Origin of the sequence: Foliimonas ilicis, assembly GCF_039939195.1 — a bacterium.
GTDB lineage: Bacteria > Pseudomonadota > Alphaproteobacteria > Rhizobiales > Rhizobiaceae > Foliimonas > Foliimonas ilicis.
The window spans coordinates 90,311-115,251 of sequence record NZ_JBDUUH010000015.1 but is presented as its reverse complement, the minus strand read 5'-3'; the positions used below and the strand labels follow the sequence as shown (position 1 = coordinate 115,251).

The following is a 24,941-nucleotide window of genomic DNA, read 5'->3' as shown; positions in this document are numbered from 1 at the left end:
ATCAGCCGAACCGCAGCATTTCTTCGGGCCGGCGGATACGCGCATCCTCGACCGCAGAGGCCAGGAACGCCGTGTTGCTTTCCGGCTCCGAAAGCGGATTCTCGAACGAAATGTAATTCACCTCGACCGAGGCTTGCAGGTCTGTCAAGGCGAGCGAGAAATAGACGATAGCGCCGCGCGGCCGCAATTCGAGATCGAGCACGATGCGCGGTTCGCCGGTCCAGTCGACCTCGGCCTCGCCGCCATGACCAAGCCGCAGAGCGCCCGGCATGAAGTACAGTTCGGCAGCCGAATCCACGATGTCGGCAAGGCAGCCCAGACGCTCCATCCTGATGAAGGCGATGTAGTCTGCCACATCGACGAGGCGAAGCTCGCGCACAACCCCCTGGATGGCATCCGCAACGATCTTCTCTCGTGACTGCGCATAGGGCTGCTTGTTCATGTACGCTCTTTACTTTGCATTTTGTTTCCGTAGACGACACGAACAAGTTCTGCGACCGCCTGGTAGAATTGTGCAGGTATCACGCTATCGACCGAAACTTGCTTGTACATGGATCGGGCAAGCGCGACGTCTTCGAACACGGGGACGTTGTTTTCTTCGGCTATCGCCCTGATTTTCAGCGCGATCAGGTCCTGCCCCTTGGCAAGCACCACCGGTGCGGAATCCTCGTCGCGGACATATTTCAGGGCGATAGCGAAGTGCGTCGGATTGGCGATGACAAGTGTTGCGCGCGGCACAGCCGTCATCATGCGGTTGCGGGCGCGGTCGCGCGCCAGAGAGCGCAGGCGCGAGCGGACGATGGGATCGCCCTCCGACTGCTTCATCTCGTCCTTGACCTCCTGCTTCGTCATCCGCAAATCCTGCCGCCAATGGAATCTGGACCAGACCAGATCGGCGGCAGCAATCGCGATCATCACGAATACGATGGCGACGATGATGTCGATCGCGATGCCGCGAATGACATGGGTGAACGCGATCGGGCTGGTGAACATGCCGGCCAGAAGCTTGCGGTGATCCTCGCTAAGAATGAAAACCAGAACGCCGATGGCGAAGCCGAGCTTGCCGAGCGATTTGAGAAATTCGACAAAACCCTGAACGCCGAAAAGACGGCTCCAGCCCTTGGCGAGCGAAATCCGCGAGGCTTGCGGCTTTATACGCTCACCGACGAATTGCGGCATGTTCTGAACCACCGAAGCGCCGATACCTGCCGTGACCAGCAGCACAAACAGCGATGCGGTCATCTTGCCGATTTCCATGAATACGACCCGGAAAAGCAAAAGCGCATCATGCTCGGTCGCCAGCGGCCATGATTCCGGCTTTTCAAGAAAGACCGCCAGAAAGGTGCCAAGATTGGAAATGCTGTCGACTGCGAAGAAAACGACGAAGACCAGAATTGCCGCAAAGGATGCGAGGATCGTGGTTTCTTTCGATTGAGGCAGCTTGCCTTTCTCGACCGTATCCCGAATTTTCTTTTCGGTAGGCTCTTCTGTTTTGCTTTCTTTATCCGGAGCGTCCGACATCCAGGGTCAGAGCCTAGGCAGCGTTCTGTGTCGACGGCAAGTCAAAAACACCTTCCGATGACATGCGGATCGCGGTCGAAGCAATGGTCCTGCGTGCCTGAACGATGTCGGCATTGGCGACGTTTTCGGAACCGGCGCCAAGCTCTGCCTCGATCATGCGGCGCGAACGCGCGCCGATGGACGAGAGAATGGCTTCGGCCAAGTTCATTTCGCAATTGCGCAGCGCCAGCGTGACCAGTTCCGTCGAAAGCCCGTCGAACAGAGCGACACGCGCCTTCTGCGACAGGTCGATAATGTCTTCGAAGGCGAAGAGGCGCGCGCGGATCGCATCGAGATTGGTGCCGCTCTCTTCGAGATCCTGCATCACTTCATCGAGCACTGACTTGTCCATCTCGTTGAGCAGGCTCGCGACGCGGCTTTGCCCGGCGCTCGTGTCCTTCTGGGAATTGTCCGACAGAACGCGTCCGCGAAGCTGGTTTTCGACAATGCGAACCGCCGGTTCGGGAATCGCCGACATGTTCATCATGCGCTTGATGATTTCACCACGCGCAGGCTTTTCGAGCGTCAGAAGCACATTCGCGCCAACCTGCGGCGCAAGCTTTGAGAGAATGACGGCGGCGATCTGCGGGTGCTCGGCAGCGATGAACGCGCCAATGCGTGCCGGATCGAGCTTATCGACATCGGGCCAGATAGAGGGCGGGCCGGACGGCTCCGTCGCCTGCTCCCTGCCCATGAGGCGATTGACCTCTTCGGGCGTCAGGTTTTCGTTGAGGATCGTGTCCATCTTGTCCGCGGAATCGAGCAGACCGGCACCTTCTGTGAATTCGGCTTCGAATTCGGCAACGATTTTTTCGAGATCGCTCTGCGGAATGGTCCGCAACAGGCGTGCAGCCTCGATCAACGCCTTCAGTTCTTCCTGCTTGAAGAACTTCAAGAGCCGGCTCGCGGACGGCTTGCCCATGGCGACCAGTATGGCAGCCGCCTTTTGAGCGCGCGTAAGATGGGCAAGCTGCGAACTCATGCAGACTTCGCCGCCGTGATGATTTCGGTGAGACGGATGCCGAAGCGCGACGGATCGTTTTCGAGAACCGTGATTTCGCCACGCGCAATGCGGCGGCCATTCACCATCACGTCGACCGGCTCTCCAATGCGGCGGTCAAGCGCGACGGTCGAGCCTTTCTGTAGCGCCATGAGGTCGGAAACCTGCATTTCAGCGGTTCCAAGAACGATCTGCACATCGACGGGTATGCCCATGATGAGGGCCGAGTTCTTTGCGGAACCTTCCGGTTTCGCGACTGTGTCGGAACGCTTCTGCTCTTCATGCAAAACGCCGCGCAGCTCTTCGATCGCCCGGTCGAGCTGTTCTTCGGGCAGATCGACGTCCTTTGTAGGTTCTGAGTCGCTCATTTCTCTCTCCGTTCAGGACGCCACTACGGGATGCGTCGCATCCTCAGGAAGCAGCGCATCCATAAAATCCTGGCTCTCATCGAAATGATGTCTGAGCCGTACAGTGTAGTTTTGGCCGAGCTTGCCGAATTCGCAAACGAAAAGCGGCTTGCCTCTTGCAGAAAGCTTGGTTTCAGACTGCGCGCCTTCATGCAATTCGATGATCTGACCTTCCGCGAATTCGGACAGTTCGCCAAGCGTCATGCGGCCGAGCAGCATCGTCGCTTCCAGCCGGACATTCGAGCGCATGACTTCATCGTTGAACCGTGCGCCCCAATCGGTCGCCGGTTCCGCAGCCTTGCTGACGATCGGGTCCGTGCTGCGCCTTTGCTTGAGAAGAACGCGTTGCGGGAGCGTCAGGCTGATCGTGCCGGCACCGGCGGGAATCGCAATCGACAGGACAACGCGCACGGCCGGGCCGTCGCGCAGGACCTGCTTGCGGAATTCTGCGCCGCCCTTGGCAGTCGGCACCGGAAGATTGAGCGCGAAGGCGGCGGCTTCCGAGCCGCTGATCACGCTGGCGATCTGCTGGAATGCGAGCGTTGCAACCTCGACCTCGGTTGGCGAAAGAGCGCGTTCGATCGGCGCGATCGGCAGATCGGGATCTGCGCCGAAAAGCGTGCTGACCAGAACGGCAACTGCTTCGGCATCGGCCGAAATTATCAGTGCATCGGGCGAAACCGGCGACGAGACGATCGAGACGGCGTCGCTGTCCTTGGTGGAGCGCGCTTCCGTCAGCCGCGCGATCTCGACCGATTTGATCTCGATGGTGACAGGTGCGGCAAGATTGTCCTCGATGGATTTCAGAACCTCGGGCAAGACCCGCTCGATCATCGAGCGGGCGGCACCGATCACATGGTTCGGCTCGCCCGTATCACCAACGAGGCGCTCCAGTATGGACGCGCGCATTTCCGTGGAGTTGGTCATTTCAGCCATCGACGGAAACTGCCTGATAAGAATTCACGCTCATGCCGCCTTCTTTTCGAGCGCGCCAGCATTCAGCGTGCTTTGCTCGACAGCATCGATGGAAGGACGGTCATAGGCCGAAATCGTCTTGCGACCGAACTCGATGGCAACCTGCGGCAGCGAACCGTTCATGTAGGCAAGAAGCGTCTGTTTGACGATGACGTAAAGGCGATTGTTCTTCTCGCGCACGACCTTGATCTTCGTGGCGATCGGGCCGACCACGCAATAGGACATGAAGATACCAAGGAACGTGCCAACGAGAGCCGCGCCAATGAGGCCGCCGAGAATTTCGGGCGACTGGTCAAGCGCGCCCATAGCCTTCACCACGCCCAGAACGGCGGCAACGATACCGATTGCCGGGAAGCCGTCGCCCATTGCACTCATTGCGTGATAGGGCTTGAGTTTATCGGAGCGGATCGTCTGGATTTCCTCGTCCATCAACGCTTCGATCTCATGCGGACGGGCGTTTCCGATGATGATGATGCGGCAATAGTCGCAGATGAAATGTGTCAGATCGTGGTTTTTGCGAACAGTCGGAAATGCCAGGAAGATCGTCGATTCATCAGGATTGTCGATATGCTGCTCGACCTCGTTGCGCGGCTTGGTGCGCAATTCGCGCATAAGACTATGGAGGACACCGAGCGTTTCGAGATATTCACGCTCTTTCGGAACCTTCTGCTGCACCGCCTCGACAAAGGCCTTGGCGGTGTCCTTCACCACCTTCATCGGGTTTGCGACAAGGAAGGAACCCAAGGCAGCACCGCAGATGATGACGACTTCCCAAGGCTGCCACAGGACGCCGATGTGACCGCCCATAGCCATGAAGCCGCCCAAAACGCAGCCCAGCGTCACCACAAGTCCAATTAAAATGCCCACGACAAACCCTTCTTGAACGGTCTTGCCGCAAGCTTTAACGGGCGTGCCTTGTGTGAGGCTTGAATCGCGGCTGAACGAAACGAACAGCCTCGCGCAAGTAAGCCGCACTAGCTTCCCGTCGATAACGTGGGTCGGGGGGCTTATCCGTGATCAATACATATACGAGCTACCAGCTTATCGCGAGAGACCTTTCGCGCTCACTCAATCGTGTCGAGAAGCAGCCGCTGGTCGACCGCGAGACCAAATATTATCAGGAAAACATCACCAAGGTTACGTCGATAGAAGAGTTCGTCAAAAACGACCGGCTCTTCAAATATGCGATGAAAGCCCATGGCCTCGAAGACATGGCCTACGCCAAGGCGTTCATGGTCAAGGCTATGAAGGAAGGTATTTCCGACCCGGAGAGCTTTGCCAACAAGCTGACCGACAAGCGCTACGCCGATTTTGTGAAAAGCTTCAATTTCGAAGCCCACGGTGCAAACGCAACCGTCTACAACAAGGCACAGCATCTGACCGTGACCAATTTCGCCGTACAGACGGCGATTGACGGCGTCGATCCTGCGATCGTGAAAGCCGAGACGGATTATTACAAAGCCAATATCAGCGATGTGAAATCGATAGACGATCTTCTGGCTGACGAGCGGCTTTATAAATACGTTCTGACCGCCTTTGCGATCGGCACCGCCGAAGTATCGAAAGAATTTATCGGCAAGGTGCTGGAAGAAGGCATCCGCGACCCGGACAGTCTCGCCAACAAAAATGAAGATAAGCGCTTCGCAGCATTGGCCTCTGCCTTCAATTTCGAAGAGCATGGCGAAGCGACGACCACCTTCAGCCTCGCCCAGCGGCCTGCCATCGACAAATTCATGCGTCAGACGCTTGAAGAAGACGCCGGCGCGCAGAATGAAGGTGTGCGGCTGGCGCTCTATTTCCAGCGCAAGGCGCCGAACATCAAATCATTCTATGAAGTGCTGGCGGACCCGGCCTTGGCGAAGGTCGTGCGCACCGCACTTGGTCTTCCGGCCTCCTTTGCCAGTGCCGATATCGACAAGCAGGTACAACTTTTTGAGAGCCGGCTGAAAATCGAGGATTTTTCGGACCCGCAGGCGCTGGGCAAGTTCCTGACCCGCTTCACGAGCCTTTGGGAAATCGACAATCCCAGCTCGACCGCACAGACATCCTTGAGCGTGCTGTTCAGCCAGCCGGTGGAATTGGGCATTTCCACGAATCTCATGATGGCCCTCCAGAAAATGAGACGCTGAGGAATACGATGCAGGATGGATTATACGTCGCGCTTTCGTCGCAGATCGCGCTTGAGCGAAGGCTCAACACGATCGCGGACAATGTCGCCAACTCCAACACGGTCGGCTTCCGCGCAACCGGCGTGAAGTTCGAGGATGTGGTGTCCGGCCTCGGCCAGAAATCCATCTCCTTCACGTCCACCGGCGACACCTATATGTCCACGCAGAGCGGCGCGCTCAAGCAGACCGGAAATCCGTTCGATTTCGCGGTGCGCGGCGACGCCTGGTTCGGCATCGAAACGCCCGCAGGCCCTGTGATGACGCGCGATGGCCGCTTCACCATGCGCGATACCGGCGAAATCGTCACGCTCGAAGGCTATCCGGTTATGGATGCCGGCGGCGCACCGATGCAGCTCGACCCGAACAATGGCCCGCCAGAAGCAGGTGCGGACGGCTCGCTCAGGCAAAACGGGCAATTGGTCGGCGCACTCGGCCTGTTCGAATTCAACCCAGGCCCGAATTTTACACGCTTCGGCAATTCCGGCATCGTGCCGACGGGTGCCCCCGAACCCGTCGTCGACCGGATAGATGCAGGTATCGTGCAGGGTTACGTCGAGGAATCGAACGTCAACCCGGTTCTCGAAATGACCCGGCTGATCATGGTGCAGCGCGCATTCGAAAACACCGCTGCCATGATCCGCAGTTCGGAGCAGACTTTCGGCGAAGCCATAAAGACGCTTGGTCCGAAATAAATGGGGCTCCCTGCGCGCGTCCCCTCGAATACCGCCGTCAACCATGTGTCGATGCTGGAACGGCTGTATCAGCCGTTCACCGATGATCGGATGCTGGTCAAGCATGGCGGCCGCATAACGGAAGTCTCCGCCACGCATTACTGCGTGAACGGGCTGACGGACGTGGCACGGCTGGGCGACGTCGTCGAACATCGCGGCCAGAAGGGAACGCATCGCGGCGAAATAATCCAGATCGGCGAGAAGGAAGTGATCGTCGCACCTTTCGAACGCACCGCAGATACGGGCGTCGGTGATTTGGTGTTTGATCGCGGGCCGCTGGCGATTTCGCCTCACCATTCGTGGAAGGGCCGCGCCATCGATGCGCTTGCGCGACCCATCGACGGCGGAACGCCAATCGGTTCGAGCGATCCGCTCGCCGCGCAATCGGTGACGCCGTCCGCTCTTTCACGGCAACGCGTCGAGACATCCTTCTCCACCGGCGTACGCGTCATCGACATTTTCACACCGATCTGTTTCGGCCAGCGTCTCGGCATTTTCGCAGGCTCCGGCGTCGGCAAATCGACGCTTCTGGCCATGCTGGCGGCGGCTTCATCCTTCGACACGGTGGTCGTCGCACTGATCGGCGAACGCGGCCGCGAAGTGCGCGAATTCCTTGAAGACACGATCGGCAAGGAAAGCATGGCGAAGACGGTCGCAGTCGTCGCGACCAGCGACGAGAGCGCCATGATGCGCCGCCGCGCGCCCGACACGGCGATGCGCGTCGCTGAATATTTCCGCGACCGCGGCGACCGGGTTCTGCTGGTTCTGGATTCGATCACGCGCTTTGCCCATGCATTGCGCGAAGTGGCGATCGGCACCGGCGAGCCACCCATCGCGCGCGGTTATCCGGCCTCCGTTTTCACCGATCTGCCAAAACTTCTGGAACGCGCTGGACCGGGTGTCGAGGGGAGCAGCGGCTCGATAACCGGGATCATTTCCGTGCTGGTGGATGGCGACGATCACAATGATCCGGTCGCCGATTCCGTTCGCGGCATTCTCGACGGGCATATCGTTCTGGAACGCGGCATCGCCGAACAGGGCCGTTATCCGGCGGTGAACCCCCTCGCCTCGATCTCGCGTCTTGCCGGCAAGGCCTGGACCCCGGAAGAGCGCGTTCTTGTTTCGAAATTGCGGACGATGATCTCGCGCTACGAAGACACGCGCGACATTCGACTGCTCGGTGCTTATCAAAGCGGCGCGGACCCCGATCTCGATCTGGCCGTCCGGCAGGTTCCGGTCATCTACGAGGCGCTGACGCAAGGCCCCGGAGACCGCTCCTCCCCCGACCCGTTTGCAGATCTGGCACGACATCTCAGAGCCAAGGAGCCGGTGAATGCAACTTCGGCAAATTGAAGAGATGCTTCGTCGACAGCTCGACGAAGAACAGAAGAAAGAGGCGGATGCGCAATCGCAACTCGTCGCCTTTTTCGAGAAAGCGGAAAAGCGCTACGCGGAGCCAGCGGTCAGCCGCATCCAGCGTGACGACATCATCATCGCCGCGCTCGGCATCGCGCTTGGCCTGACCTGTGCGCTGTTTCCCTGGTACATCTTTTTCAACCAGGAAAAATTCGGCGTTCGCGCCATGAAATTCGACGGAGCGGGCATCGAGAGCACACCATCGGTTTCATCGTCATCCGCATCCAGGATTACGCCGCCGATGGCCGACACGGATAAGGAATATCCGATCGAAAATCTGGATTTGTTTGCGACGGGAACCTTGCCACTCAATCGTCATGAGAAAGCGGACATAGAGGCGACGAAACAGCCGTTTCCATCGGAAATCTTGAGCGATTTCCGTCTGGTTCATGTCGCGAACGGCCGCGCGATGATCGAGGATTCCTCCGGGCTCTGGATGGTGCGGCGCGGCTCGACCCTTCCCGACAACAGCAGGGTTTCCCGCATCGAGCTGCGCAGCGGCCATTGGGTCATCGTCACCAACTCCGACAAGATCATCGAGATGAGCGAATAAGCCTCCAGGCTGGAGGCCTGCGCAAGGCCCACGCAAGACTGGCTGTTTACACTTTAGAAATCTGCCGGAGATTTCTATGCAGCCTGTCAATCTTTTCGATCTCGCGTCCCAGCAAGCACGGTGGCTTTCCGTCCGCCAGACCGCTGTTGCGGGCAATATTGCCAATGTGAACACACCCGGCTACGGCACCGCCGAAGTCGAACCTTTTCAGCAAGTGCTCGACAATACGCGCGTCGCGCTGAAAGCGACGCAAGTCGGGCATTTCGGTTCCGGTGTGACCGATGCGGGCTTTGCCGTTCGCAATGAAAATCCGAAAAAGTCGATACTGCCTTCCGAAAACACGGTCGTTCTCGAAAACGAACTGATGAAGGGCGGCGAAATCCGCCGCTCGTTCGAATTGAACACCGCAATCGTCAAGGCGTTTCACCGCATGATGATGCTGAGCGTGAAGGGCTGACTATGGTCGACGCACTGACATCCGCACTCAAAGTCGCCTCGTACGGCCTCGGCGCACAGTCCGAAAGACTGCGCATCGTTTCGGAAAACCTCGCAAACGCGCAGTCCACAGGCAATACGCCGGGCGCCGAGCCTTATCAGCGCAAGACGATTACTTTTGCTGCCGAACTCGACCGCGCCAGCGGCAGTTCGCTGGTCGAAGTCACCTCGATCAGCCGCGACCAGAAGGCGTTTCCGCTGGAATTCCTGCCGGGACATGAGGCCGCCGACGAAGCAGGCTTCGTCAAGATGCCGAACGTCAACGTCATCATCGAGATGGCGGATATGACGGAGGCGAACCGGTCTTACGAAGCCAATCTTCAGGTCGTGAAACAAGCACGCGACCTCATTTCAATGACGATAGACCTTATGAGAGGCCAGGGATGATCAGTGGCATTGGCGCGCTCGACGCGCTTCAGAAATCCTCGACCAGCGAAACCACATCGCTCTTTGCAGGCAATGCAATCAACCCTGCACCTTCGGATGCGGGCGCGTCTTTCGCGGCAGCACTCACCGAAGCGGCAGGCCGCACGGTCGATACGCTAAAGCAGGCCGAAAGCGTTTCGCTGAAAGCGCTTTCGGGCGAAACCGATACGCGCGCCGTGGTCGATGCCGTCATGAGTGCGGAGCAGGCCATGAACACGGCAGTCGCCATTCGCGACAAGATCGTGACCGCATATCTCGAAGTCAGCCGCATGGCGATCTGAGGAAAATCCGATGAAAGCACTCGCCATTGCCGCCACGGGCATGAACGCCCAGCAGACAAATCTCGAAGTGATCGCGAACAACATCGCGAACATCAACACCACGGGTTACAAGCGCGCCCGCGCCGAATTCTCCGATCTGCTCTATCAGGTCGACCGGATGCAGGGCGTACCCAACCGGGCCAATGCGAACATCGTGCCCGAAGGCGTCAGCATCGGCCTCGGCGTCAAGACCTCTGCCGTGCGCAACGTCCATGTTCAGGGCGGATTGACCAGCACCGGCAACAATTACGATCTGGCGCTTACCGGCAAGGGCTGGTTCCAGATCGAAGGGGCTGACGGGCAGACGCTCTACACCCGCGCCGGTGCCTTCAACACCAATGCGACCGGGCAGTTGGTCACTGTCGACGGCTTCACGGTCGATCCGGCAATCAACGTGCCGCCGGATGCGCTCGAAGTGGTCGTCAACAAATCCGGCCAGATTTTTGCCCGTCTCGACGGCCAGGCAGACTTGCAGGAACTGGGTCAGCTTACGCTGGCGACCTTCGCCAATGAAGCAGGCCTCGCACCGCTGGGCGACAATCTCTTTCAGGAAACCGAAGCCTCCGGCCCCGCCAATGTCGGCGTGCCGGGCGATGTCGGCTACGCGACCATCCAGCAAGGTTATCTCGAAAACTCCAACGTCGATCCGGTGAAGGAAATCACCGAACTGATCTCGGCGCAGCGCGCTTACGAGATGAACTCCAAAGTCATTCAGGCAGCCGACGAAATGGCCGCTGTCGTCTCAAAAAACATCAGGTAATTGACGATGATCCGACACCCTCTTCGCCAACTTGGCCGTATTGTGACCGCAGGCGCACTGCTGCTTGCGTCGGCAGTGCACGGTTTCGGCGAAGAGACCGTGATCATTACCAACAGGGTGATCTATCCCGGCGAAACAATCTCGGCGGATGCACTCGAAGCGGTCACGCTTCGAAACGGCGCCCAGAACAACACAGTCGTTGCGAGCGCGGAAACGGACGTCGAAGGCAAGGTTGCAAAACGCACCCTGCTTCCCGGCCGCATGATCCCGCTAAGCTCGGTGCGGGATGCCTATATCGTCGAATCCGGCGCATCGGTTCAGGTGGTTTTCTTGTCCGGCCCGCTCATTATTTCAGCGAGCGGCGTGACCTTGCAGCCTGGTTCGGCAGGCGATCTCATCAAGGTTCGCAACATGGACAGCGGCAAGGTCGTTTCCGGCACGGTGATGGCTGACGGCTCGATCAGGATCAGCGCAACATGAGGCGCGTTTTTGCAATAACTCTGGCAATGATGGTCGGCTTTCAGCCCGCCATTGCCGCCGATCTTGATGGAAAACTCCCCGGCAACGGCCAGTACGCGGCTGTCGGCGGCGCAGGCGGATATGGCGCGAATGGCGCAGGCTTTCACGCGGGCGGGCCGATCTCACGCATCAAGGACATTGCGCAGCTTCAAAGCGCGCGTGACAACCAGCTCGTCGGTTACGGTCTGGTAATCGGTCTGCAAGGTTCGGGCGACAGCCTGCGCAACTCGCCTTTCACCGAACAGTCCATCCGCGCAATGCTGGAAAATCTGGGCATCGCCACCGAAGGCGGCCGCGCTCGCGCAAAGAATGTCGCGGCAGTTATCGTGACGGCCAATCTCCCGGCATTCGTCCAGTCCGGCTCGCGCATCGACGTGAACGTTTCCTCGCTTGGCGACGCTATTTCGCTACAGGGCGGCACGCTCGTCATGACCCCGATGAAGGCCGCCGACGGCGAAATCTATGCTGTCGCACAGGGCTCCGTTCTCGTCTCCGGTTTCGAAGCGCAAGGTCAGGCTGAACGCGTCACGCAAGGCGTGCCGACCGCCGGTCGCGTGCCGAACGGCGCCATCATCGAACGCGAAGTGAAGGCTGAATTCGGCCATCAGGACACGCTGACGCTGCAGCTTCGCAATCCCGATTTCTCGACCACGGTGCGCGTGACCGACGCGATCAACGATTATTCCATGCAGCGTTTCGGCAGGCGTGTCGCCACCGAACAGGACGCACGCACGGTCCATATCAAGAAGCCCGCGAATATTTCTGCGGCACGGTTTTACGCCGAGCTTGAAAATCTCGTCGTCCGCTCGGATTCGCCTGCGCGCGTCGTCGTTGACGAGCGTACCGGAACGATCGTCATCGGCAATGATGTGCGCATATCGCGCGTTGCGATCAGCCACGGCACACTGACCGTGCGGATCACCGAGCAGCCGCGTGTCGTGCAGCCTGAACCGTTCTCTCGTGGCGAAACGGCGGTCGAGCCTTTCACGACGGTCGAAACGGACCAGCCAGATGCACAGGTCGCATTGCTCGACGGTCCCGATTTGCAGACGCTGGTTGCCGGACTGAACCGTCTTGGCGTGAAGCCGGACGGCATTATCGCGATCCTTCAAGGCATCAAATCCGCCGGTGCGCTTCAAGCTGATCTGGTGGTGCAATGATGGTTTTCGATCCCGCAAAAGCAGCCACCAACCTCATCCGCGCAGCAGCGCTCGGCACCTTGCTCTGCACCTCCCACGCGGTCGCGCAATCGGAACTGATTTCCGAGGCACCGGTCGAAATGTCCGACGACGTTCGCCGCTTCTGCACCAACATTGCCGACGCCGCGCGCGACCGGCGCTATTCGCTCCAGGCGATGGAACTGAAGAAGCTTCAGGAAGACATCGACCAGCGCATGCAGGTGCTCGAAGAAAAGCGCGCCGAATATGAGGATTGGCTGAAACGCCGCGAGGATTTCCTCGCAAAAGCGCAGGACGGCGTCGTCGCGATCTACGCAAGAATGAAGCCGGACGCTGCCGCCGAACGGCTTGCCGAACTCAACGCGGAAGTCGCCGCAGGCATATTGATGAAGCTCGAAACGAGACAGGCGAGCGTCATTCTCAACGAAATGGAACGAAAGGCCGCCGCCACGGTCACGACCATCATGGTCGCCGCGGCGCGGACGCAGGACCCGACATGATGCGCAAAGCTTCAATCGCAATCGCAATCGCAATGCTGTCGGGCTGCGCTGGCGTCAATCCGGCTGAAATTGGCCGCGAGCCAGCACTTTCGGCGGTAGGTTCGGGGCTGGAGCCGACAGCGCAGTCGCTTTACCAGTATCCGCAGACGCCACCTCAGGCACCACGCAAATTCTCGCTGTGGGACGACCGCCAGAGCAAATTGTTCACCGATCCGCGCGCGCTTTCGCCCGGCGACATCCTGACCGTGAAAATCCGCATCAACGACCGCGCACGCTTCAAGAACGATTCCGAACGCGACCGCAAGGTTTCGCGTACGCTGGGCCTCGGTCTGGATTTCGGCTGGAACGGCGTCTCGCAGGACGGTTCGCTGGATGGCGATGTCGCATCGAACACATCGACCAAGGGCACCGGCAAGACCGAGCGTTCGGAAAACATCGATCTGTCCGTCGCAGCAGTCGTCACCGATCTGCTTCCGAACGGAAATCTGATGATCCGGGGATCGCAGGAAGTCCGGGTCAATGCGGAAATGCGCATTCTGACCATCGCCGGCATCGTTCGCCCGCAGGACATCGAAGCATCGAACACGATTTCATATGAGCGCATCGCCGAGGCGCGCATCGCTTATGGCGGGCGTGGCCGTCTGACGGAAGTGCAGCAGCCGCCTTACGGGCAGCAGCTTCTCGACCAGGTTCTTCCGTTCTAGGGCAAGGGATCAAGTTCGTGGCCGTCACAGAAGAAGCACCTCCCGCCTCCCCGAAAGGCCCCTCGCTGGTGATCCAGATCGCGGCACTTCTGGGCGTGACCGTTGCTGCAATCGGCATGGGTTGGGCTTCCGGCACCTACCTCATCGACAGCCCCGCGGGAACGCCTGCGCCCGACGTCGCTCATGCATCCCCGGAAGAAAAAATCGACGACAAGCGCATCGTGCTGCCGCTTGAACCGATCACGACAAACATCGCCTCACCGAAAGACATCTGGGTGAGGATGGAACTGGCTATCGCGCTCGATGCGCCGCAGCCTCAAGAAATGGTCGATGAAATCCATCAGGATTTGCTCGCCTTCATCCGCACCGTTCGTCTCGACCAGATCGAAACGGCCAGCGGCTTCCTGCATCTGAAAGCCGATCTCGAAGAGCGCGCCGCAATCCGCAGCGATGGCCATGTGAAGAACGTCTTTATCCGGACCCTGCTTTTCGAATGAAAAAACTTGGCATCACCGCTGTCCTGATCGCGCTTGGCGTATCGACCGCGCGGGCGCAGCAGCTCGATCTCAGCGCGATCGGCCAGGCCGACGGCGCGACCATCGGCTATATCATCCAGATGTTCGGCCTGATCACGGTGCTTTCGGTAGCGCCCGGCCTGCTCATCATGGTGACGAGCTTCACGCGTTTCGTCATTGCTTTCTCGATCCTGCGCTCCGGCATCGGCCTGCAATCCACGCCCGCCAATCTTATCCTGATCAGCCTGTCCCTGTTCATGACCTTCTACGTCATGGCGCCGACCTTCGATCAGGCGTGGAACAATGGCGTGCGCCCGCTGATGAATAATGAAATCACCCAGGAACAGGCGCTGACGCAAATCTCCGATCCGTTTCGCGCCTTCATGACGACGCATGTTCGCGACCGGGATCTAGCATTGTTCGCCGATCTGGCGCGCGAACGCGGCCAGACCGTCTCGGAAGATTCGATCGATCTGCGCATTCTGGTTCCGGCCTTCATGATTTCGGAAATCCGACGCGGCTTCGAAATCGGCTTTCTGATTATTCTTCCGTTCCTGGTTATCGATTTGATCGTCGCCACCATCACCATGGCCATGGGCATGATGATGCTGCCGCCAACGGTCGTTTCCCTGCCCTTCAAGATCCTATTTTTCGTGCTCATCGACGGCTGGAATCTGCTCGTCGGCAGTCTCGTTCGATCTTTCACTTAGTTTGAAGCATGATCTTTTCCGAAAACCGGCCCCCACTTTTCGGGATCATGCTCTGATTTGAATGATTCAATTCATATTCTGGTAAGAATTGCCCGTCATAAGTTCTGGCACGAAGGACGGGTTGATCGACTGAGATCATAGGCATGATGCCGCGCCGCCTTCGCCGATGAAATTCGGCATGTCCCTCAAGTATTTTGTCATTAGGGGCACAGACACAATGTCTAGCATTCTTACCAACTCTTCCGCTCTCACGGCTCTCCAGAGCCTGAACTCCACCAACAAGAACCTCTCCGTCACGCAGGGCCGTATCGCTACGGGCATGCGCGTTGCAGAAGCTTCGGACAACGCCGCTTACTGGTCGATCGCAACCACGATGCGTTCGGACAACAAGGCACACTCCGTCGTTCAGGATTCTCTCGGCCTCGGCGCCGGCAAGATCGACACGGCCTACACTGCAATGAACAAGGCCATCGAAGTCGTCGATCAGATCAAAGAGAAGGTTCTCTCGGCAATCGGCGCTTCCGAGGCGGACAAGCTGAAAATCCAGGGTGAAATCAAGACCGCCCAGGACCAGCTCAAGGGTATCGCTGTCGGTGCCAACTACGCTGGCTCGAATCTTCTGGCAACTGATACGCCTGGCGCTCCTGCCGGCTTCAGCGTTGTCTCGGCCTACAACCGCGATTCCGCTGGCATCGTGACCGTCAGCAAGATCGAAGTTGATACGTCGAACATCGTCCTCACCGCAGCAGACGGCGGCGATGGCGGACTTCTGGACGACGTCATGGCTATCACGGTTGCGGCAGCGACCACCGATACCGAGCTGGCAGACTTCCTTACGGATCTCGAAGCCGTAGCTGGAAATCTTGCTAATGGCGCTGCAGAACTTGGCTCGGCCAAGAACCGCATCGACATGCAGAAGGATTTCACTGCAAGCCTGATGGATTCCATCGAAAAGGGCGTTGGCCAGCTCGTCGATGCCGACATGAACAAGGAATCGACCCGTCTGCAGGCTCTGCAGGTTCAGCAGCAGCTTGGTATTCAGGCTCTGTCGATCGCAAACCAGAACTCGCAGTCGATCCTGTCGCTCTTCCGTTAATCGGAAAGCCGACAAGGCATTAGCCAAACTTTTCGGGCCGCGCTTTTATCGAGCGCGGCCCGATTTCATTTTCGCACAAGCTTCGCGTTCTACTGTCCGATTGGGCAAATCATGCGGGGAGCATTCTATCCGTGCCGGAACAAGTACAACGCATCGTCGATAATCTGCAGGGCTTCGGCGCGCGCAGGCTCGCTATCATGGGCGGCGTTATGGCGCTGGTTCTCGCCATTATCGGCGTCGCATCGGTTTATCTCAATCGTCCAGCCTATGAGACGCTCTATGTCGGGCTCGAACGCTCCGACGTGAACCAGATCGGCCTTGTGCTGAATGAAGCAGGCATCGGCTTCGACGTCGCTTCCGACGGCACGACCGTCCTTGTTCCCGCAGGCCAGACCGCACAGGCCCGCATGCTTCTTGCCGAAAAAGGCCTGCCGACCAGCGCGAATGCCGGTTACGAGCTATTCGACAATGTCGGTTCGCTTGGCCTCACCTCCTTCATGCAGCAGATCACCCGTGTCCGCGCGCTCGAAGGCGAAATTGCCCGCACCATCCAGTCCATCAACGGCATCAAAGCCGCGCGCGTCCACATCGTCATGTCGGAACGCGCAAACTTCCGCCGCGATGAGCAGAAGCCTTCCGCTTCGGTCGTTATTCGCTCGGCTGGTGTCGATGCCGTGAAAAGCGCGATGTCCATTCGCTACATGGTGGCCGCGGCCGTGCCTGGCCTCGACGCAGAAGACGTGACCGTTCTCGATTCCAGCGGCACGCTGCTTGCAGCAGGCGATGATCCTTCCAACAGCAGCGCAAGCCGTTCGTTCGGCATCGAGCGCACAGTCGAATCGCAGGTCGAGGACAATATCCGCCGCGCGCTGTCACCCTATCTCGGACCCGACAATTTCCGCGCCAGTGTCAAGGCAGACGTGAACACCGACAGCCGCCAGATGGAAGAGACGATCTTCGACCCGGAATCGCGCGTCGAGCGCTCGGTTCAGGTGGTTCGCGCCAATGAGAACAACAATCAGCGTTCGTCGGCAACGCCCGCAACCGTCGAGCAGAACCTTCCCAATGCCGACCTTGCAGCAGGCACAGGACCGGAAAGCTCCGAGCAGAGCGAACGCAAGGAAGAAACGACCAACTACGAAATCAATTCCAAGCGCATCGCCACCGTCAGCAGCGGCTATAGCGTCAACAAGATGTCGATTTCCGTAGTGGTGAACCAGCAGCGTCTTTCCGCAATCCTTGGCGAAGGCGCGACGCCCGAACAACTCAGCCAGCGCATTGCGGAAATCCAGAGGGTCGTTGCCTCGGCCACCGGCTTCAACGAGGCGCGCGGCGATTTCATAAACATTTCGGCAGTCGAGTTCATCGACGGTCTGGACGGCGTGGAAGTCGCAAGCCCCGGTATTCTCGACGCCATGGGCCGTCATACCGGCACCATGATCAACGCATTGGCCTTCGTCGTGGTCGTCTTCCTTCTCGGCTTCTTCGGTCTTCGCCCGATGGTCGCGCAATTGGCAAAGCCCGCGCAGATTGCCGGACAGAGCTTCGAAGACGTCCAGCGGTCGCTTCCAAATCCCGAAGCCGGTGCGGAAGGGCAGGCAGCATCCATACCGATGCCTGCGTCAAACCCGCTTGACGATCTCAGGCAGAAACTGCGCCCCGCGCCGCAGGAAAGGCTCGCCCGCATGGTCGACCTGAACGAAGAGCGCACCGCCACCATTCTGCGCAAATGGGCAAACAATGAGGCTGTCGCCTGATGGCACGCCTTGCCCTTTTCGACGCATTGCCCGATTTTGGAAGACCGCCTTCGCATCGCATCGAGGCCGCGGAAGTACCTGTTCGACCAAGACTGAAGGTCAACACTCCGGCACAGCCTGATATTCCAGGCATCGTCGCAGCGGAAGTCACGCGCGCAACGGCAGAACTCGAAGAACGCCTGAGGGGCGAGCATGAAGCAGCGCTGCTTGCAGAGCGCGAAGCCCATGCCGAGACGCTTCGTCAGGCGGAAAAGACATTTGCCGACGATGCCGCAGCTTTGCTGACCCAGCGCATGGTCGAGATGGAAACCCACATCACCGACATAGTAACATCTTCCGCAGCGACCCTGCTTACGAAGTTTCTGAGTGACGATCTGCAAAAGCGTTCCATCGAAATGCTTGCCGCGTCCATACGCACCGCATTTGCCGACGGCAAAGCGATCGGCATGCGCGTTCAGGGTCCGCAATCGCTTTACGATGCCCTGGCGCGGGCCATGCCCGAGCGCGCCGGTTCCATCGATTTCACGGAAGCTGACACGCTTGACCTTACCGTGACCATTGAAGGCAAATTGTTCGAAACCCGCCTTGGCGAGTGGTCGGACGCCATGTCGGAGTTCTTGCGGTGATTCACGCCGAAAACGGAGAGATCAAGCAGGAAATCGTCATCGTACGGCGCTCTTACGGCGACGGCGATGATGGCCATCACGGCGGCTCCTGGAAGATCGCTTTCGCGGACTTCATGACTGCGCTGATGTGCTTCTTTCTGGTCATGTGGCTCGTCAGTGCCTCGGACGAAAAGACCAAGGCCGCTGTTGCCAGCTACTTCAATCCAGTACAGCTCATCGACCGCAATGCGAGCCGCAAAGGGCTGGAAGATATAGGCGACGGCCCGAACGCCGTCGGCATGAATGACGACGCGGCCGAACCGGTCGCAGGCGAGGAAGCGACCGACTGGCGCGCAACCTCCGGCCCGCAGGAAAACCAGAATTCCACCGAAGCTTCCGATGCCGAGAACCACTCCGACGACCGGCTTTTCACCGACCCCTATGCCGTGCTCGCCGAAATCGCAGGCGACACGGGCGTAAAGCAGAATATAAGCGAAAAGGGCGATGGCGGCGCGCAGACATCCGGCCCCGCATCCGGTGCTTCGGGCGGCGAATCCTATCGCGATCCATTCGCGCCCGATTTCTGGGTGCAGCAGGTTTCACCCGATCTCGAACCGGGCAACGCGCAGGCAACTGCACCGGCAGACGAAACGCCGAACACGCCGGTTCGAACCGCTGCTGTCACCGGCATGCCGACACCGCCGCCGCCCGCACCCGAAAGAACCAAAGCCGCCGACGAAAAGCCCGCTGCCGAAACGCTGAAGGCGGCTGAGGAAATCAGCAAGCAGATTTCCACCGCGCTGGCAGCCGACCGGGAGGTTGCGGAAAACCTTTCCGTCGTCGCGACGCCCGAAGGCGTCACCATCACGATCACCGATCAGTTCAATTTCGGCATGTACGAAATCGGCTCTGCAGTACCGCGCCGCGAACTCGTGGTCGCGATGGAAAAGATCGGCAAGATTCTTGAAACGCAGAAGGGCAATATCAAGATCAGCGGTCACACCGATGCGCGGCCATTCCGCAGCGAAACCTATGACAATTGGCGCCTTTCCACGGCACGCGCGCATTCGGCCTATTACATGCTGACGCGCTCGGGCATGAATGAACAGCGCATCGTCGAAGTGGCCGGCTTCGCTGACCGTAAACTCAAGGAGCCTTCGAACCCGCTGGCCGACGTCAATCGTCGCATCGAAATCCTTCTGGAAACGGGTGAGTGATGCATAGCGGCCTGCGCCTTTTCGGGATTGCCGGGGCCGTCATGGCATTCGTGGCGCCTGCCGGGGCGGAAGAGGCCTCGCACCTCCAGCCCTATCAGATGGTCCGCTCGCTCCAGCTCGTTCAGGATCGCATTGCCACGGGCGATCATGCCGCCCTGCCCATGCAGCAGAAGCTGCTGGAAATGACGGACAAAACCATCCGCGACGCAGACACGGCCGTCTTCGACGAGCCGCGCAATTTTCGCGCCCTTCTGATCTATGGAATGAGCGGCGGCAATCCGCTGACGCTGGAACGCACCGTTTCGCATCTTACCCTTGGTGACGCCGACAAGACGATATCCGAAGGGATCGTCGGCTATTTACGGGGCAATCCGAGGTCGGCACAGGCAGCGCTCGAACCGGTCGATCCGATGATCCTGCCGCGCGAACTCGGGGCATTTCTGGCTCTCGTAAAAGGTGCGGTCCTGACCAACGAAGATCCTGCCAAGGCCCTGATCATGTTCGATCAGGCGCGGCTGCTCGGTACCGGAACATTGGTCGAGGAAGCATCGCTTCGCCGCACGATCATGCTCGCGACCTCTCAAAAAGACGCCGCGCGGTTCATAGATTCCTCGCGGCAATATGCCAGTCGTTACCTTCGGTCGCCCTATGCCAGCCAGTTTGCAAACGCTTTCGTGCGCGGTGTCGCCGAGCTTCACGATGCAATTCCGCTCGACGGCATCGCACAGGTCGCGGACCTGATGAACCCCGAACAGAAAAAGACCACCTATCTGCGAATAGCGCGTCGCGCCGCAATCGAGGGAATAACGGAATTATCCGCATTCGCATCCCGCAAAGCGCGGGAAAATCCCGATGAAGACAAACGGAGCGTGGACTCCCGCGCCATTCTTTATTCGGGACTGTCATCCATTACCTCCGGCACCTCGGATGAAATTCTCGAAAAACTGTCGAAGGTCGACCGCGACAGCCTTTCGCAAAACGACAAGAAGCTGCTTGATGCGGCAAAGTCCGTCGCCTCGGAACTGACCGGCGCACCGCCGCCCCTGGCATCGCTCGCCAGGGTCCCTGCGCCGCCCGCTGCACCAGAAAGCACACAGCCTTCCATTGCCGAGCAGGTGGAAGCGCAAGCCGCCGCTGCCTCGGAGCTGTCTGCACCCGCGGCACAAAAATCAGCGCAGGCGGATGAGACGGATGCAATGCTCATAACCGCGCGTGAAAAACTGGACGCAATCGACAAGCTACTCGGAGAGACGATCCAATGACGAGCGCTGTCAATCAGAACATGCCTTTTCTAGCGCCACTAAAAGCGCCCGCCGGGCAGAACAAGCAGCCGCAGAACGAAAAGAACCTGTCCTTCGGTGACGCTCTGGATTTAGAGACGAAGCCGCAGGCCGAGCAAGACGATTCAAAGCGGCCTGACGTCGATCTGAGACGCCGTCTCGACGAAAAGCTGGACGCCGTCATTCTCAAGACGTCAACCTTTGCGCGCGCTGAAACGGAAGACGAAGCGCTTCTGGCCAAGTTCGCCTCGGAAGATGCGGAAGCGGACGAGAAAGACGCAAGGCCTGCCCCCGACGGGGACGAAAATACCGTTTCCGAGAAAAAGGAACCGCAGATACTCACGTCGGTCGCCGTCATCGAAACAGTGGAAGCGCTGCCTTTGCCTCAGCCCAAAGCTGATCCGGACACAGACGAACCAAAGCCACAGATGCGCGTCGATGGCGAAAAGCCCGCGAATGTAGGCAATCAGCCAGCTTCCAATTCGTTCGAGGCAAAAGCAGCCGCGCGCGCGCAGGCGGCCGAATTCGTTCCGTCCAGCGCGTTTACCGAAGCATCGGCCGAGAGCACGAAAACACTGTCAGCCTCCTCGACTTCGGACGCGAGCCCGGCCAAGAAACCTGCCCCGGCAGCGCCCGACAGGCGCATTGAAATGAAAGCACCGGAAAGCATTTCAGCGCGTGTAACCGTCATATCGGAACAGACGATCGCAGCACCTGCAACAAACCAGGTCATCGATGCTCTGAGTGATGCGTTCGCGCTTCGTGCAGCACCGAAATCTGCACCCGCCGCAGCGGTCTTTTCAGGCGTCCAAACACAGTCTTCGACCAATTCGGTGCACACGCTGAAGATACAATTGCACCCGGCCGAACTCGGTATGGTGACCGCGAATCTGCGACTAGCAGGCGATCAGCTTAGAGTTGAGATCCAGGTCGATACGAAAGAAGCCCATCAGCGGCTGTCTTCCGACAAGGAAATCATCACAAAAGCGCTCAAGGGTCTCGGCTTCGAAATCGATCAGATCAGCATTATACAATCACAGGCTGCAATAAATCCAGCGACACGCAACGAGGCGAGCGGGCAATCCTTCGACAATTCCGGCCGTCCGCAGCAGAATTTTCAGTCGAACGGATCGGGCGAAAGCAACAGCGGATCGAACGGCAGAAATTCCAGCAATGAGGGTGACGGCAATGGCGGCGCACGTCCGAATTCGGCTCCCGCTGTGGAGCCTCGCTCTGGCGGTGGCCTTTACATTTAATGCCCTGCCCGCGGCCTACTCCGCTGCACAAAATCCGTGTGAACCGGAAATTCTACGCGCCGCGGATCGGTACAAAATCCCCGTCGGCATCCTCTACGCGGTAGGTCTCACCGAAACAGGTCGAAAAGGCAGCTTGCAGCCTTATGCATTGAATATAGAGGGAAAAGCGGTCTTCGCATCAACACGCGGCGCCGCGATTTCAGCGTTTCAGGCGGCAAGACGCGACGGCGTGAAATTGATCGATCTCGGCTGTATGCAGATAAACCATCACTATCACGCGGAACATTTTCGTTCCGTCGAAGACATGCTCGACCCGCGCAGCAATGTGGACTACGCAGCGCGTTTTCTATTGAAGCTTCACGCACGCCATGAAACCTGGTCGATGGCTGTAGCACGCTATCATGCAGGGCCAAACAATGATCCTGCCCAGAAGCGTTATGTATGCCGCGTCATCTCCAATATGGTTGCGACCGGGTTTGGAAAATGGACGGCCAACGCCAAATCATTCTGCAACCAATAATTGTAAAAGTTTTTGTTAATATATGGCGATTAGGGATACGAACCCGTCCCGCTTCAACTACAATCTGAACGAGAATCCGCACCCTTAAAAATTAGTTACAAGAAATCGCGGTTGTTAAGGATTCGCCCCAGCAGTTACCCCTTGGTCCACAGCCCATGACGGGCTGATTCGGAGGCGGGCCGATGATTGTGATTGTGGACGAGCGAAAGCTCGTGAAGGATGGTTATCATTCACTTTTTGACCGGGAAGGCGTTGCAAGCGCCGGCTTCGGGTCGAGCGAATTTGGCGAATGGGTTAGCAGTGCTGCAGATGACGACCTCAAGGCCGTCCGCGCATTCCTGATCGGCGACTGCGGAGAGGTACAGTTCTCCCCTCGCGCCATCCGCGACCGGACCCGTGCTCCGGTCATCGCACTCAGCGAACAGCATTCTCTGGAAAACACGCTCAAGCTTTTCGAAGCAGGTGTAGACGATGTCATCCGCAAGCCGGTACACATCCGCGAAATCCTGGCGCGCATTTCGGCAATCAGCCGCCGTGCCCATGAAGAGCGCAATCATGTCGATGTCGATCGGCTGCGCATCTATCTCGACGGCCGCGATCCTGAAATCGACGGACAGCCCCTGCCGCTGCCGCGCCGCGAACGCCGCATCCTCGAATATCTTGCGAGCAATGGCGGTCGCCGCGTGACCAAGACGCAGGTCTTCAACGCGATTTACGGCATTTTCGACGAGGAAGTCGAAGAGAACGTCGTTGAAAGCCACATCAGCAAATTGCGCAAGAAGCTGCGCGAAAAGCTGGGTGAGGATCCAATCGATTCCAAGCGTTTCCTCGGCTACCGGCTCGTCGTGTGATGCGCAGGCAGCAGACCATGGCATCGGTCTTCCAGCCGCTTCGCATTCACTTCGAAAATCGCTGCGGATTGTGCCGCACCGACAGCTTCGCGCAAGTCAGCTTCGCTACTCTTCGCCACAAGGGTTCTGAAAATCAGGAGATGAAGCGATGAGTTTGTTTGGAATGATGCGCACCGGCGTATCGGGAATGAATGCGCAGGCCAACCGCCTTTCCACCGTCGCCGATAACATCGCGAATTCAAGCACCACCGGCTACAAGCGTTCGAGCACGGAATTTTCGTCGCTCATCATCCCAAGCACCAGCGGCAATTACACTTCGGGCGGCGTGACAACCACGGTCCGCACATCGATCAGCCAGCAGGGCGACCTGCGCTACACGACTTCGGGCAGCGACCTTGCCGTCAACGGCAATGGTTTCTTCGTCGTACAGGGTGCAAACGGTGCGCCCGTCCTGACCCGCGCAGGCTCTTTCGTACCGAACGCAAATGGCCAATTGGTCAATGCGGCCGGCTTCCAGCTCATGGGCTACAGCTTCGCAAATGGTGTTCCAAGCGCCACCGCCAATGGCTTCGGCGGTCTTGAGCCGGTAACGCTGGCGCAGAACGAACTGATTGCATCTCCTTCCAAGAACGGCCTGTTTACGGTGAACCTTCCGGTCGGAGCCGACATTGTCGATCCAGCCAATCTGCCTTCCGAGAATGAAGCGACAGCGGAATATTCGGCAAAATCCTCGTTGCGGGCCTATGACAATCTCGGCCGGGAAATCCTGCTGGACGTCTACTTCACCAAGACGGCCGACCACACCTGGGAAGTCGCGATCTACAATCAGGCCGACGCTTCCCCGAACACATCGTTCCCCTATAGCTCCGGCCCGCTTGTGACCGAAACACTGGCATTTGACGGCACGACCGGAAAGCTGACGGGCACGAGTGCGACCGGCATCGAGATTCCGATACCCGACGGTGCGACGCTGAGCCTCGATCTCGCAAAGACGACGCAGCTTGGAACGACCTACACGATCGTCACGCCGCCGGAAGTCGATGGCAACGCGCCAAGCGGCATCGAAGGCGTCGAGATCAGCAAGGACGGCACACTTTACGCGAAATACGAAAACGGCACCTACAAGGCGCTCTATCGCATTCCACTGGCAAACGTGCAGAGCCCCGACCAGCTTACGGTGCTGCCGGGCAACGTGTTCTCGCAGAGCGCGGATTCCGGCACGGTCCAGATCGGCTTCGCGAATGAAGGCAGCCTTGGACAGGTCGTAGCCGGGGCGCTCGAAAGTTCGAACGTCGATATCGCGGAAGAACTCACCAACATGATCGAGTCGCAGCGCAGCTACACTGCGAACTCGAAAGTATTTCAAACCGGCGCCGACCTCATGGACGTTCTCGTCAATCTCAAGAGGTAGGCGGCCCGCGC

The 24,941-nt window shown here is 58.7% G+C and carries 29 protein-coding genes; 23 read left to right on the top strand and 6 right to left on the bottom strand.

What is annotated here, in order from left to right:
* Nucleotide 1: 1 nt before the first annotated feature.
* From ABFT80_RS25215 to motA, 6 genes are read right to left on the bottom strand one after another with little or no spacing between them, the layout of a single operon-like run.
* Entirely contained in the window at nt 2-442 is a 441-nt protein-coding gene (locus ABFT80_RS25215; RefSeq protein WP_347974708.1) for a hypothetical protein, read from the bottom strand.
* Nucleotides 439-1,521, bottom strand: a complete 1,083-nt coding sequence (gene flhB / locus ABFT80_RS25210) for a flagellar biosynthesis protein FlhB (RefSeq protein WP_347974707.1) — start codon at nt 1,519-1,521, stop codon at nt 439-441. The genes ABFT80_RS25215 and flhB overlap by 4 nt, the downstream gene beginning before the upstream one ends.
* A gap of 13 nt (nt 1,522-1,534) precedes the next feature.
* Nucleotides 1,535-2,542 carry a flagellar motor switch protein FliG gene (locus ABFT80_RS25205; protein WP_347974706.1) on the bottom strand — a complete coding sequence of 336 codons (1,008 nt, stop codon included), beginning with the start codon at nt 2,540-2,542 and terminating at the stop codon, nt 1,535-1,537.
* On the bottom strand, nt 2,539-2,928 hold the full coding sequence (gene fliN, locus ABFT80_RS25200) for a flagellar motor switch protein FliN (RefSeq protein ID WP_347974705.1): 390 nt from the start codon (nt 2,926-2,928) through the stop codon (nt 2,539-2,541). Before fliN ends, ABFT80_RS25205 begins: the two co-directional genes overlap by 4 nt.
* A 12-nt stretch (nt 2,929-2,940) precedes the next feature.
* Nucleotides 2,941-3,903, bottom strand: a complete 963-nt coding sequence (locus ABFT80_RS25195) for a FliM/FliN family flagellar motor switch protein (protein ID WP_347974704.1) — start codon at nt 3,901-3,903, stop codon at nt 2,941-2,943.
* 30 nt (nt 3,904-3,933) lie between these two features.
* The gene (gene motA, locus ABFT80_RS25190) at nt 3,934-4,809 is read right to left on the bottom strand and encodes a flagellar motor stator protein MotA (protein WP_347974703.1); all 876 of its coding nucleotides are present in this window, start codon (nt 4,807-4,809) and stop codon (nt 3,934-3,936) included.
* A gap of 146 nt (nt 4,810-4,955) precedes the next feature.
* Here motA and ABFT80_RS25185 point away from each other — a divergent pair, with 146 nt between their 5' ends.
* The 23 genes from ABFT80_RS25185 to ABFT80_RS25075 all read left to right on the top strand — a co-directional run bounded on the left by ABFT80_RS25185 (nt 4,956) and on the right by ABFT80_RS25075 (nt 24,930).
* A complete protein-coding gene (locus ABFT80_RS25185) occupies nt 4,956-6,071 on the top strand; it encodes a DUF1217 domain-containing protein (RefSeq protein WP_347974702.1) in 1,116 nt (371 codons plus the stop codon).
* An 8-nt stretch (nt 6,072-6,079) separates the two neighbouring features.
* On the top strand, nt 6,080-6,802 hold the full coding sequence (flgF, locus tag ABFT80_RS25180; protein WP_347974701.1) for a flagellar basal-body rod protein FlgF: 723 nt from the start codon (nt 6,080-6,082) through the stop codon (nt 6,800-6,802).
* The gene (gene fliI / locus ABFT80_RS25175; protein ID WP_347974700.1) at nt 6,803-8,194 is read left to right on the top strand and encodes a flagellar protein export ATPase FliI; all 1,392 of its coding nucleotides are present in this window, start codon (nt 6,803-6,805) and stop codon (nt 8,192-8,194) included.
* Nucleotides 8,175-8,810 (top strand): hypothetical protein, encoded by a 636-nt coding sequence (locus ABFT80_RS25170; protein WP_347974699.1) that lies wholly within the window; start codon nt 8,175-8,177, stop codon nt 8,808-8,810. The genes fliI and ABFT80_RS25170 overlap by 20 nt, the downstream gene beginning before the upstream one ends.
* 76 nt (nt 8,811-8,886) lie before the next feature.
* The gene (gene flgB, locus ABFT80_RS25165) at nt 8,887-9,267 is read left to right on the top strand and encodes a flagellar basal body rod protein FlgB (protein WP_347974698.1); all 381 of its coding nucleotides are present in this window, start codon (nt 8,887-8,889) and stop codon (nt 9,265-9,267) included.
* A 2-nt stretch (nt 9,268-9,269) separates the two neighbouring features.
* Nucleotides 9,270-9,692 carry a flagellar basal body rod protein FlgC gene (gene flgC / locus ABFT80_RS25160; RefSeq protein ID WP_347974697.1) on the top strand — a complete coding sequence of 141 codons (423 nt, stop codon included), beginning with the start codon at nt 9,270-9,272 and terminating at the stop codon, nt 9,690-9,692.
* Nucleotides 9,689-10,012 carry a flagellar hook-basal body complex protein FliE gene (locus ABFT80_RS25155; RefSeq protein WP_347974696.1) on the top strand — a complete coding sequence of 108 codons (324 nt, stop codon included), beginning with the start codon at nt 9,689-9,691 and terminating at the stop codon, nt 10,010-10,012. The genes flgC and ABFT80_RS25155 overlap by 4 nt, the downstream gene beginning before the upstream one ends.
* 10 nt (nt 10,013-10,022) lie before the next feature.
* The gene (flgG, locus tag ABFT80_RS25150) at nt 10,023-10,811 is read left to right on the top strand and encodes a flagellar basal-body rod protein FlgG (RefSeq protein ID WP_347974695.1); all 789 of its coding nucleotides are present in this window, start codon (nt 10,023-10,025) and stop codon (nt 10,809-10,811) included.
* 6 nt (nt 10,812-10,817) lie between these two features.
* On the top strand, nt 10,818-11,291 hold the full coding sequence (gene flgA / locus ABFT80_RS25145; RefSeq protein ID WP_347974694.1) for a flagellar basal body P-ring formation chaperone FlgA: 474 nt from the start codon (nt 10,818-10,820) through the stop codon (nt 11,289-11,291).
* Nucleotides 11,288-12,490, top strand: a complete 1,203-nt coding sequence (locus tag ABFT80_RS25140) for a flagellar basal body P-ring protein FlgI (RefSeq protein WP_347974693.1) — start codon at nt 11,288-11,290, stop codon at nt 12,488-12,490. Before flgA ends, ABFT80_RS25140 begins: the two co-directional genes overlap by 4 nt.
* Nucleotides 12,487-13,008, top strand: a complete 522-nt coding sequence (locus ABFT80_RS25135) for a MotE family protein (protein WP_347974692.1) — start codon at nt 12,487-12,489, stop codon at nt 13,006-13,008. Before ABFT80_RS25140 ends, ABFT80_RS25135 begins: the two co-directional genes overlap by 4 nt.
* A complete protein-coding gene (gene flgH / locus ABFT80_RS25130) occupies nt 13,005-13,712 on the top strand; it encodes a flagellar basal body L-ring protein FlgH (protein WP_347974691.1) in 708 nt (235 codons plus the stop codon). The genes ABFT80_RS25135 and flgH overlap by 4 nt, the downstream gene beginning before the upstream one ends.
* A gap of 17 nt (nt 13,713-13,729) precedes the next feature.
* The gene (locus ABFT80_RS25125; RefSeq protein WP_347974690.1) at nt 13,730-14,209 is read left to right on the top strand and encodes a flagellar basal body-associated FliL family protein; all 480 of its coding nucleotides are present in this window, start codon (nt 13,730-13,732) and stop codon (nt 14,207-14,209) included.
* Nucleotides 14,206-14,937 (top strand): flagellar type III secretion system pore protein FliP, encoded by a 732-nt coding sequence (fliP, locus tag ABFT80_RS25120; RefSeq protein WP_347974689.1) that lies wholly within the window; start codon nt 14,206-14,208, stop codon nt 14,935-14,937. Before ABFT80_RS25125 ends, fliP begins: the two co-directional genes overlap by 4 nt.
* 217 nt (nt 14,938-15,154) lie before the next feature.
* Nucleotides 15,155-16,033 (top strand): flagellin N-terminal helical domain-containing protein, encoded by an 879-nt coding sequence (locus tag ABFT80_RS25115; protein WP_347974688.1) that lies wholly within the window; start codon nt 15,155-15,157, stop codon nt 16,031-16,033.
* A 131-nt stretch (nt 16,034-16,164) separates the two neighbouring features.
* Nucleotides 16,165-17,790 (top strand): flagellar basal-body MS-ring/collar protein FliF, encoded by a 1,626-nt coding sequence (gene fliF, locus ABFT80_RS25110; protein ID WP_347974687.1) that lies wholly within the window; start codon nt 16,165-16,167, stop codon nt 17,788-17,790.
* The gene (locus ABFT80_RS25105) at nt 17,790-18,416 is read left to right on the top strand and encodes a hypothetical protein (RefSeq protein ID WP_347974686.1); all 627 of its coding nucleotides are present in this window, start codon (nt 17,790-17,792) and stop codon (nt 18,414-18,416) included. The genes fliF and ABFT80_RS25105 overlap by 1 nt, the downstream gene beginning before the upstream one ends.
* Nucleotides 18,413-19,612 carry a flagellar motor protein MotB gene (locus tag ABFT80_RS25100; RefSeq protein WP_347974685.1) on the top strand — a complete coding sequence of 400 codons (1,200 nt, stop codon included), beginning with the start codon at nt 18,413-18,415 and terminating at the stop codon, nt 19,610-19,612. Before ABFT80_RS25105 ends, ABFT80_RS25100 begins: the two co-directional genes overlap by 4 nt.
* Nucleotides 19,612-20,874, top strand: coding sequence for a chemotaxis protein MotC (locus ABFT80_RS25095; RefSeq protein WP_347974739.1), 1,263 nt, complete (start codon nt 19,612-19,614; stop codon nt 20,872-20,874). Before ABFT80_RS25100 ends, ABFT80_RS25095 begins: the two co-directional genes overlap by 1 nt.
* Entirely contained in the window at nt 20,871-22,148 is a 1,278-nt protein-coding gene (locus ABFT80_RS25090) for a flagellar hook-length control protein FliK (protein ID WP_347974684.1), read from the top strand. The genes ABFT80_RS25095 and ABFT80_RS25090 overlap by 4 nt, the downstream gene beginning before the upstream one ends.
* Nucleotides 22,081-22,668, top strand: coding sequence for a transglycosylase SLT domain-containing protein (locus tag ABFT80_RS25085; RefSeq protein ID WP_347974683.1), 588 nt, complete (start codon nt 22,081-22,083; stop codon nt 22,666-22,668). Before ABFT80_RS25090 ends, ABFT80_RS25085 begins: the two co-directional genes overlap by 68 nt.
* A gap of 182 nt (nt 22,669-22,850) precedes the next feature.
* Nucleotides 22,851-23,519, top strand: coding sequence for a response regulator transcription factor (locus ABFT80_RS25080; protein ID WP_347974682.1), 669 nt, complete (start codon nt 22,851-22,853; stop codon nt 23,517-23,519).
* Nucleotides 23,520-23,667: 148 nt separating this feature from the next.
* Nucleotides 23,668-24,930, top strand: a complete 1,263-nt coding sequence (locus ABFT80_RS25075; protein ID WP_347974681.1) for a flagellar hook protein FlgE — start codon at nt 23,668-23,670, stop codon at nt 24,928-24,930.
* Nucleotides 24,931-24,941: the final 11 nt, after the last annotated feature.

Excerpts from the sequence above, each read along its gene's own strand:
- flgH (WP_347974691.1), top strand. The coding sequence starts at position 13,005 with ATGATGCGCAAAGCTTCAATCGCAATCGCAATCGCAATGCTGTCGGGC.
- fliN (WP_347974705.1), bottom strand. The coding sequence starts at position 2,928 with ATGAGCGACTCAGAACCTACAAAGGACGTCGATCTGCCCGAAGAACAG.
- ABFT80_RS25155 (WP_347974696.1), top strand. The coding sequence starts at position 9,689 with ATGATCAGTGGCATTGGCGCGCTCGACGCGCTTCAGAAATCCTCGACC.
- flgC (WP_347974697.1), top strand. The coding sequence starts at position 9,270 with ATGGTCGACGCACTGACATCCGCACTCAAAGTCGCCTCGTACGGCCTC.
- ABFT80_RS25215 (WP_347974708.1), bottom strand. The coding sequence starts at position 442 with ATGAACAAGCAGCCCTATGCGCAGTCACGAGAGAAGATCGTTGCGGAT.
- flgA (WP_347974694.1), top strand. The coding sequence starts at position 10,818 with ATGATCCGACACCCTCTTCGCCAACTTGGCCGTATTGTGACCGCAGGC.
- ABFT80_RS25170 (WP_347974699.1), top strand. The coding sequence starts at position 8,175 with ATGCAACTTCGGCAAATTGAAGAGATGCTTCGTCGACAGCTCGACGAA.
- ABFT80_RS25095 (WP_347974739.1), top strand. The coding sequence starts at position 19,612 with ATGCATAGCGGCCTGCGCCTTTTCGGGATTGCCGGGGCCGTCATGGCA.
- flgF (WP_347974701.1), top strand. The coding sequence starts at position 6,080 with ATGCAGGATGGATTATACGTCGCGCTTTCGTCGCAGATCGCGCTTGAG.
- ABFT80_RS25135 (WP_347974692.1), top strand. The coding sequence starts at position 12,487 with ATGATGGTTTTCGATCCCGCAAAAGCAGCCACCAACCTCATCCGCGCA.
- flhB (WP_347974707.1), bottom strand. The coding sequence starts at position 1,521 with ATGTCGGACGCTCCGGATAAAGAAAGCAAAACAGAAGAGCCTACCGAA.
- ABFT80_RS25075 (WP_347974681.1), top strand. The coding sequence starts at position 23,668 with ATGAGTTTGTTTGGAATGATGCGCACCGGCGTATCGGGAATGAATGCG.
- fliP (WP_347974689.1), top strand. The coding sequence starts at position 14,206 with ATGAAAAAACTTGGCATCACCGCTGTCCTGATCGCGCTTGGCGTATCG.
- ABFT80_RS25080 (WP_347974682.1), top strand. The coding sequence starts at position 22,851 with ATGATTGTGATTGTGGACGAGCGAAAGCTCGTGAAGGATGGTTATCAT.
- ABFT80_RS25085 (WP_347974683.1), top strand. The coding sequence starts at position 22,081 with ATGGCGGCGCACGTCCGAATTCGGCTCCCGCTGTGGAGCCTCGCTCTG.
- ABFT80_RS25195 (WP_347974704.1), bottom strand. The coding sequence starts at position 3,903 with ATGGCTGAAATGACCAACTCCACGGAAATGCGCGCGTCCATACTGGAG.
- flgB (WP_347974698.1), top strand. The coding sequence starts at position 8,887 with ATGCAGCCTGTCAATCTTTTCGATCTCGCGTCCCAGCAAGCACGGTGG.
- ABFT80_RS25205 (WP_347974706.1), bottom strand. The coding sequence starts at position 2,542 with ATGAGTTCGCAGCTTGCCCATCTTACGCGCGCTCAAAAGGCGGCTGCC.
- ABFT80_RS25115 (WP_347974688.1), top strand. The coding sequence starts at position 15,155 with ATGTCTAGCATTCTTACCAACTCTTCCGCTCTCACGGCTCTCCAGAGC.
- ABFT80_RS25140 (WP_347974693.1), top strand. The coding sequence starts at position 11,288 with ATGAGGCGCGTTTTTGCAATAACTCTGGCAATGATGGTCGGCTTTCAG.
- ABFT80_RS25090 (WP_347974684.1), top strand. The coding sequence starts at position 20,871 with ATGACGAGCGCTGTCAATCAGAACATGCCTTTTCTAGCGCCACTAAAA.
- fliI (WP_347974700.1), top strand. The coding sequence starts at position 6,803 with ATGGGGCTCCCTGCGCGCGTCCCCTCGAATACCGCCGTCAACCATGTG.
- ABFT80_RS25105 (WP_347974686.1), top strand. The coding sequence starts at position 17,790 with ATGGCACGCCTTGCCCTTTTCGACGCATTGCCCGATTTTGGAAGACCG.
- flgG (WP_347974695.1), top strand. The coding sequence starts at position 10,023 with ATGAAAGCACTCGCCATTGCCGCCACGGGCATGAACGCCCAGCAGACA.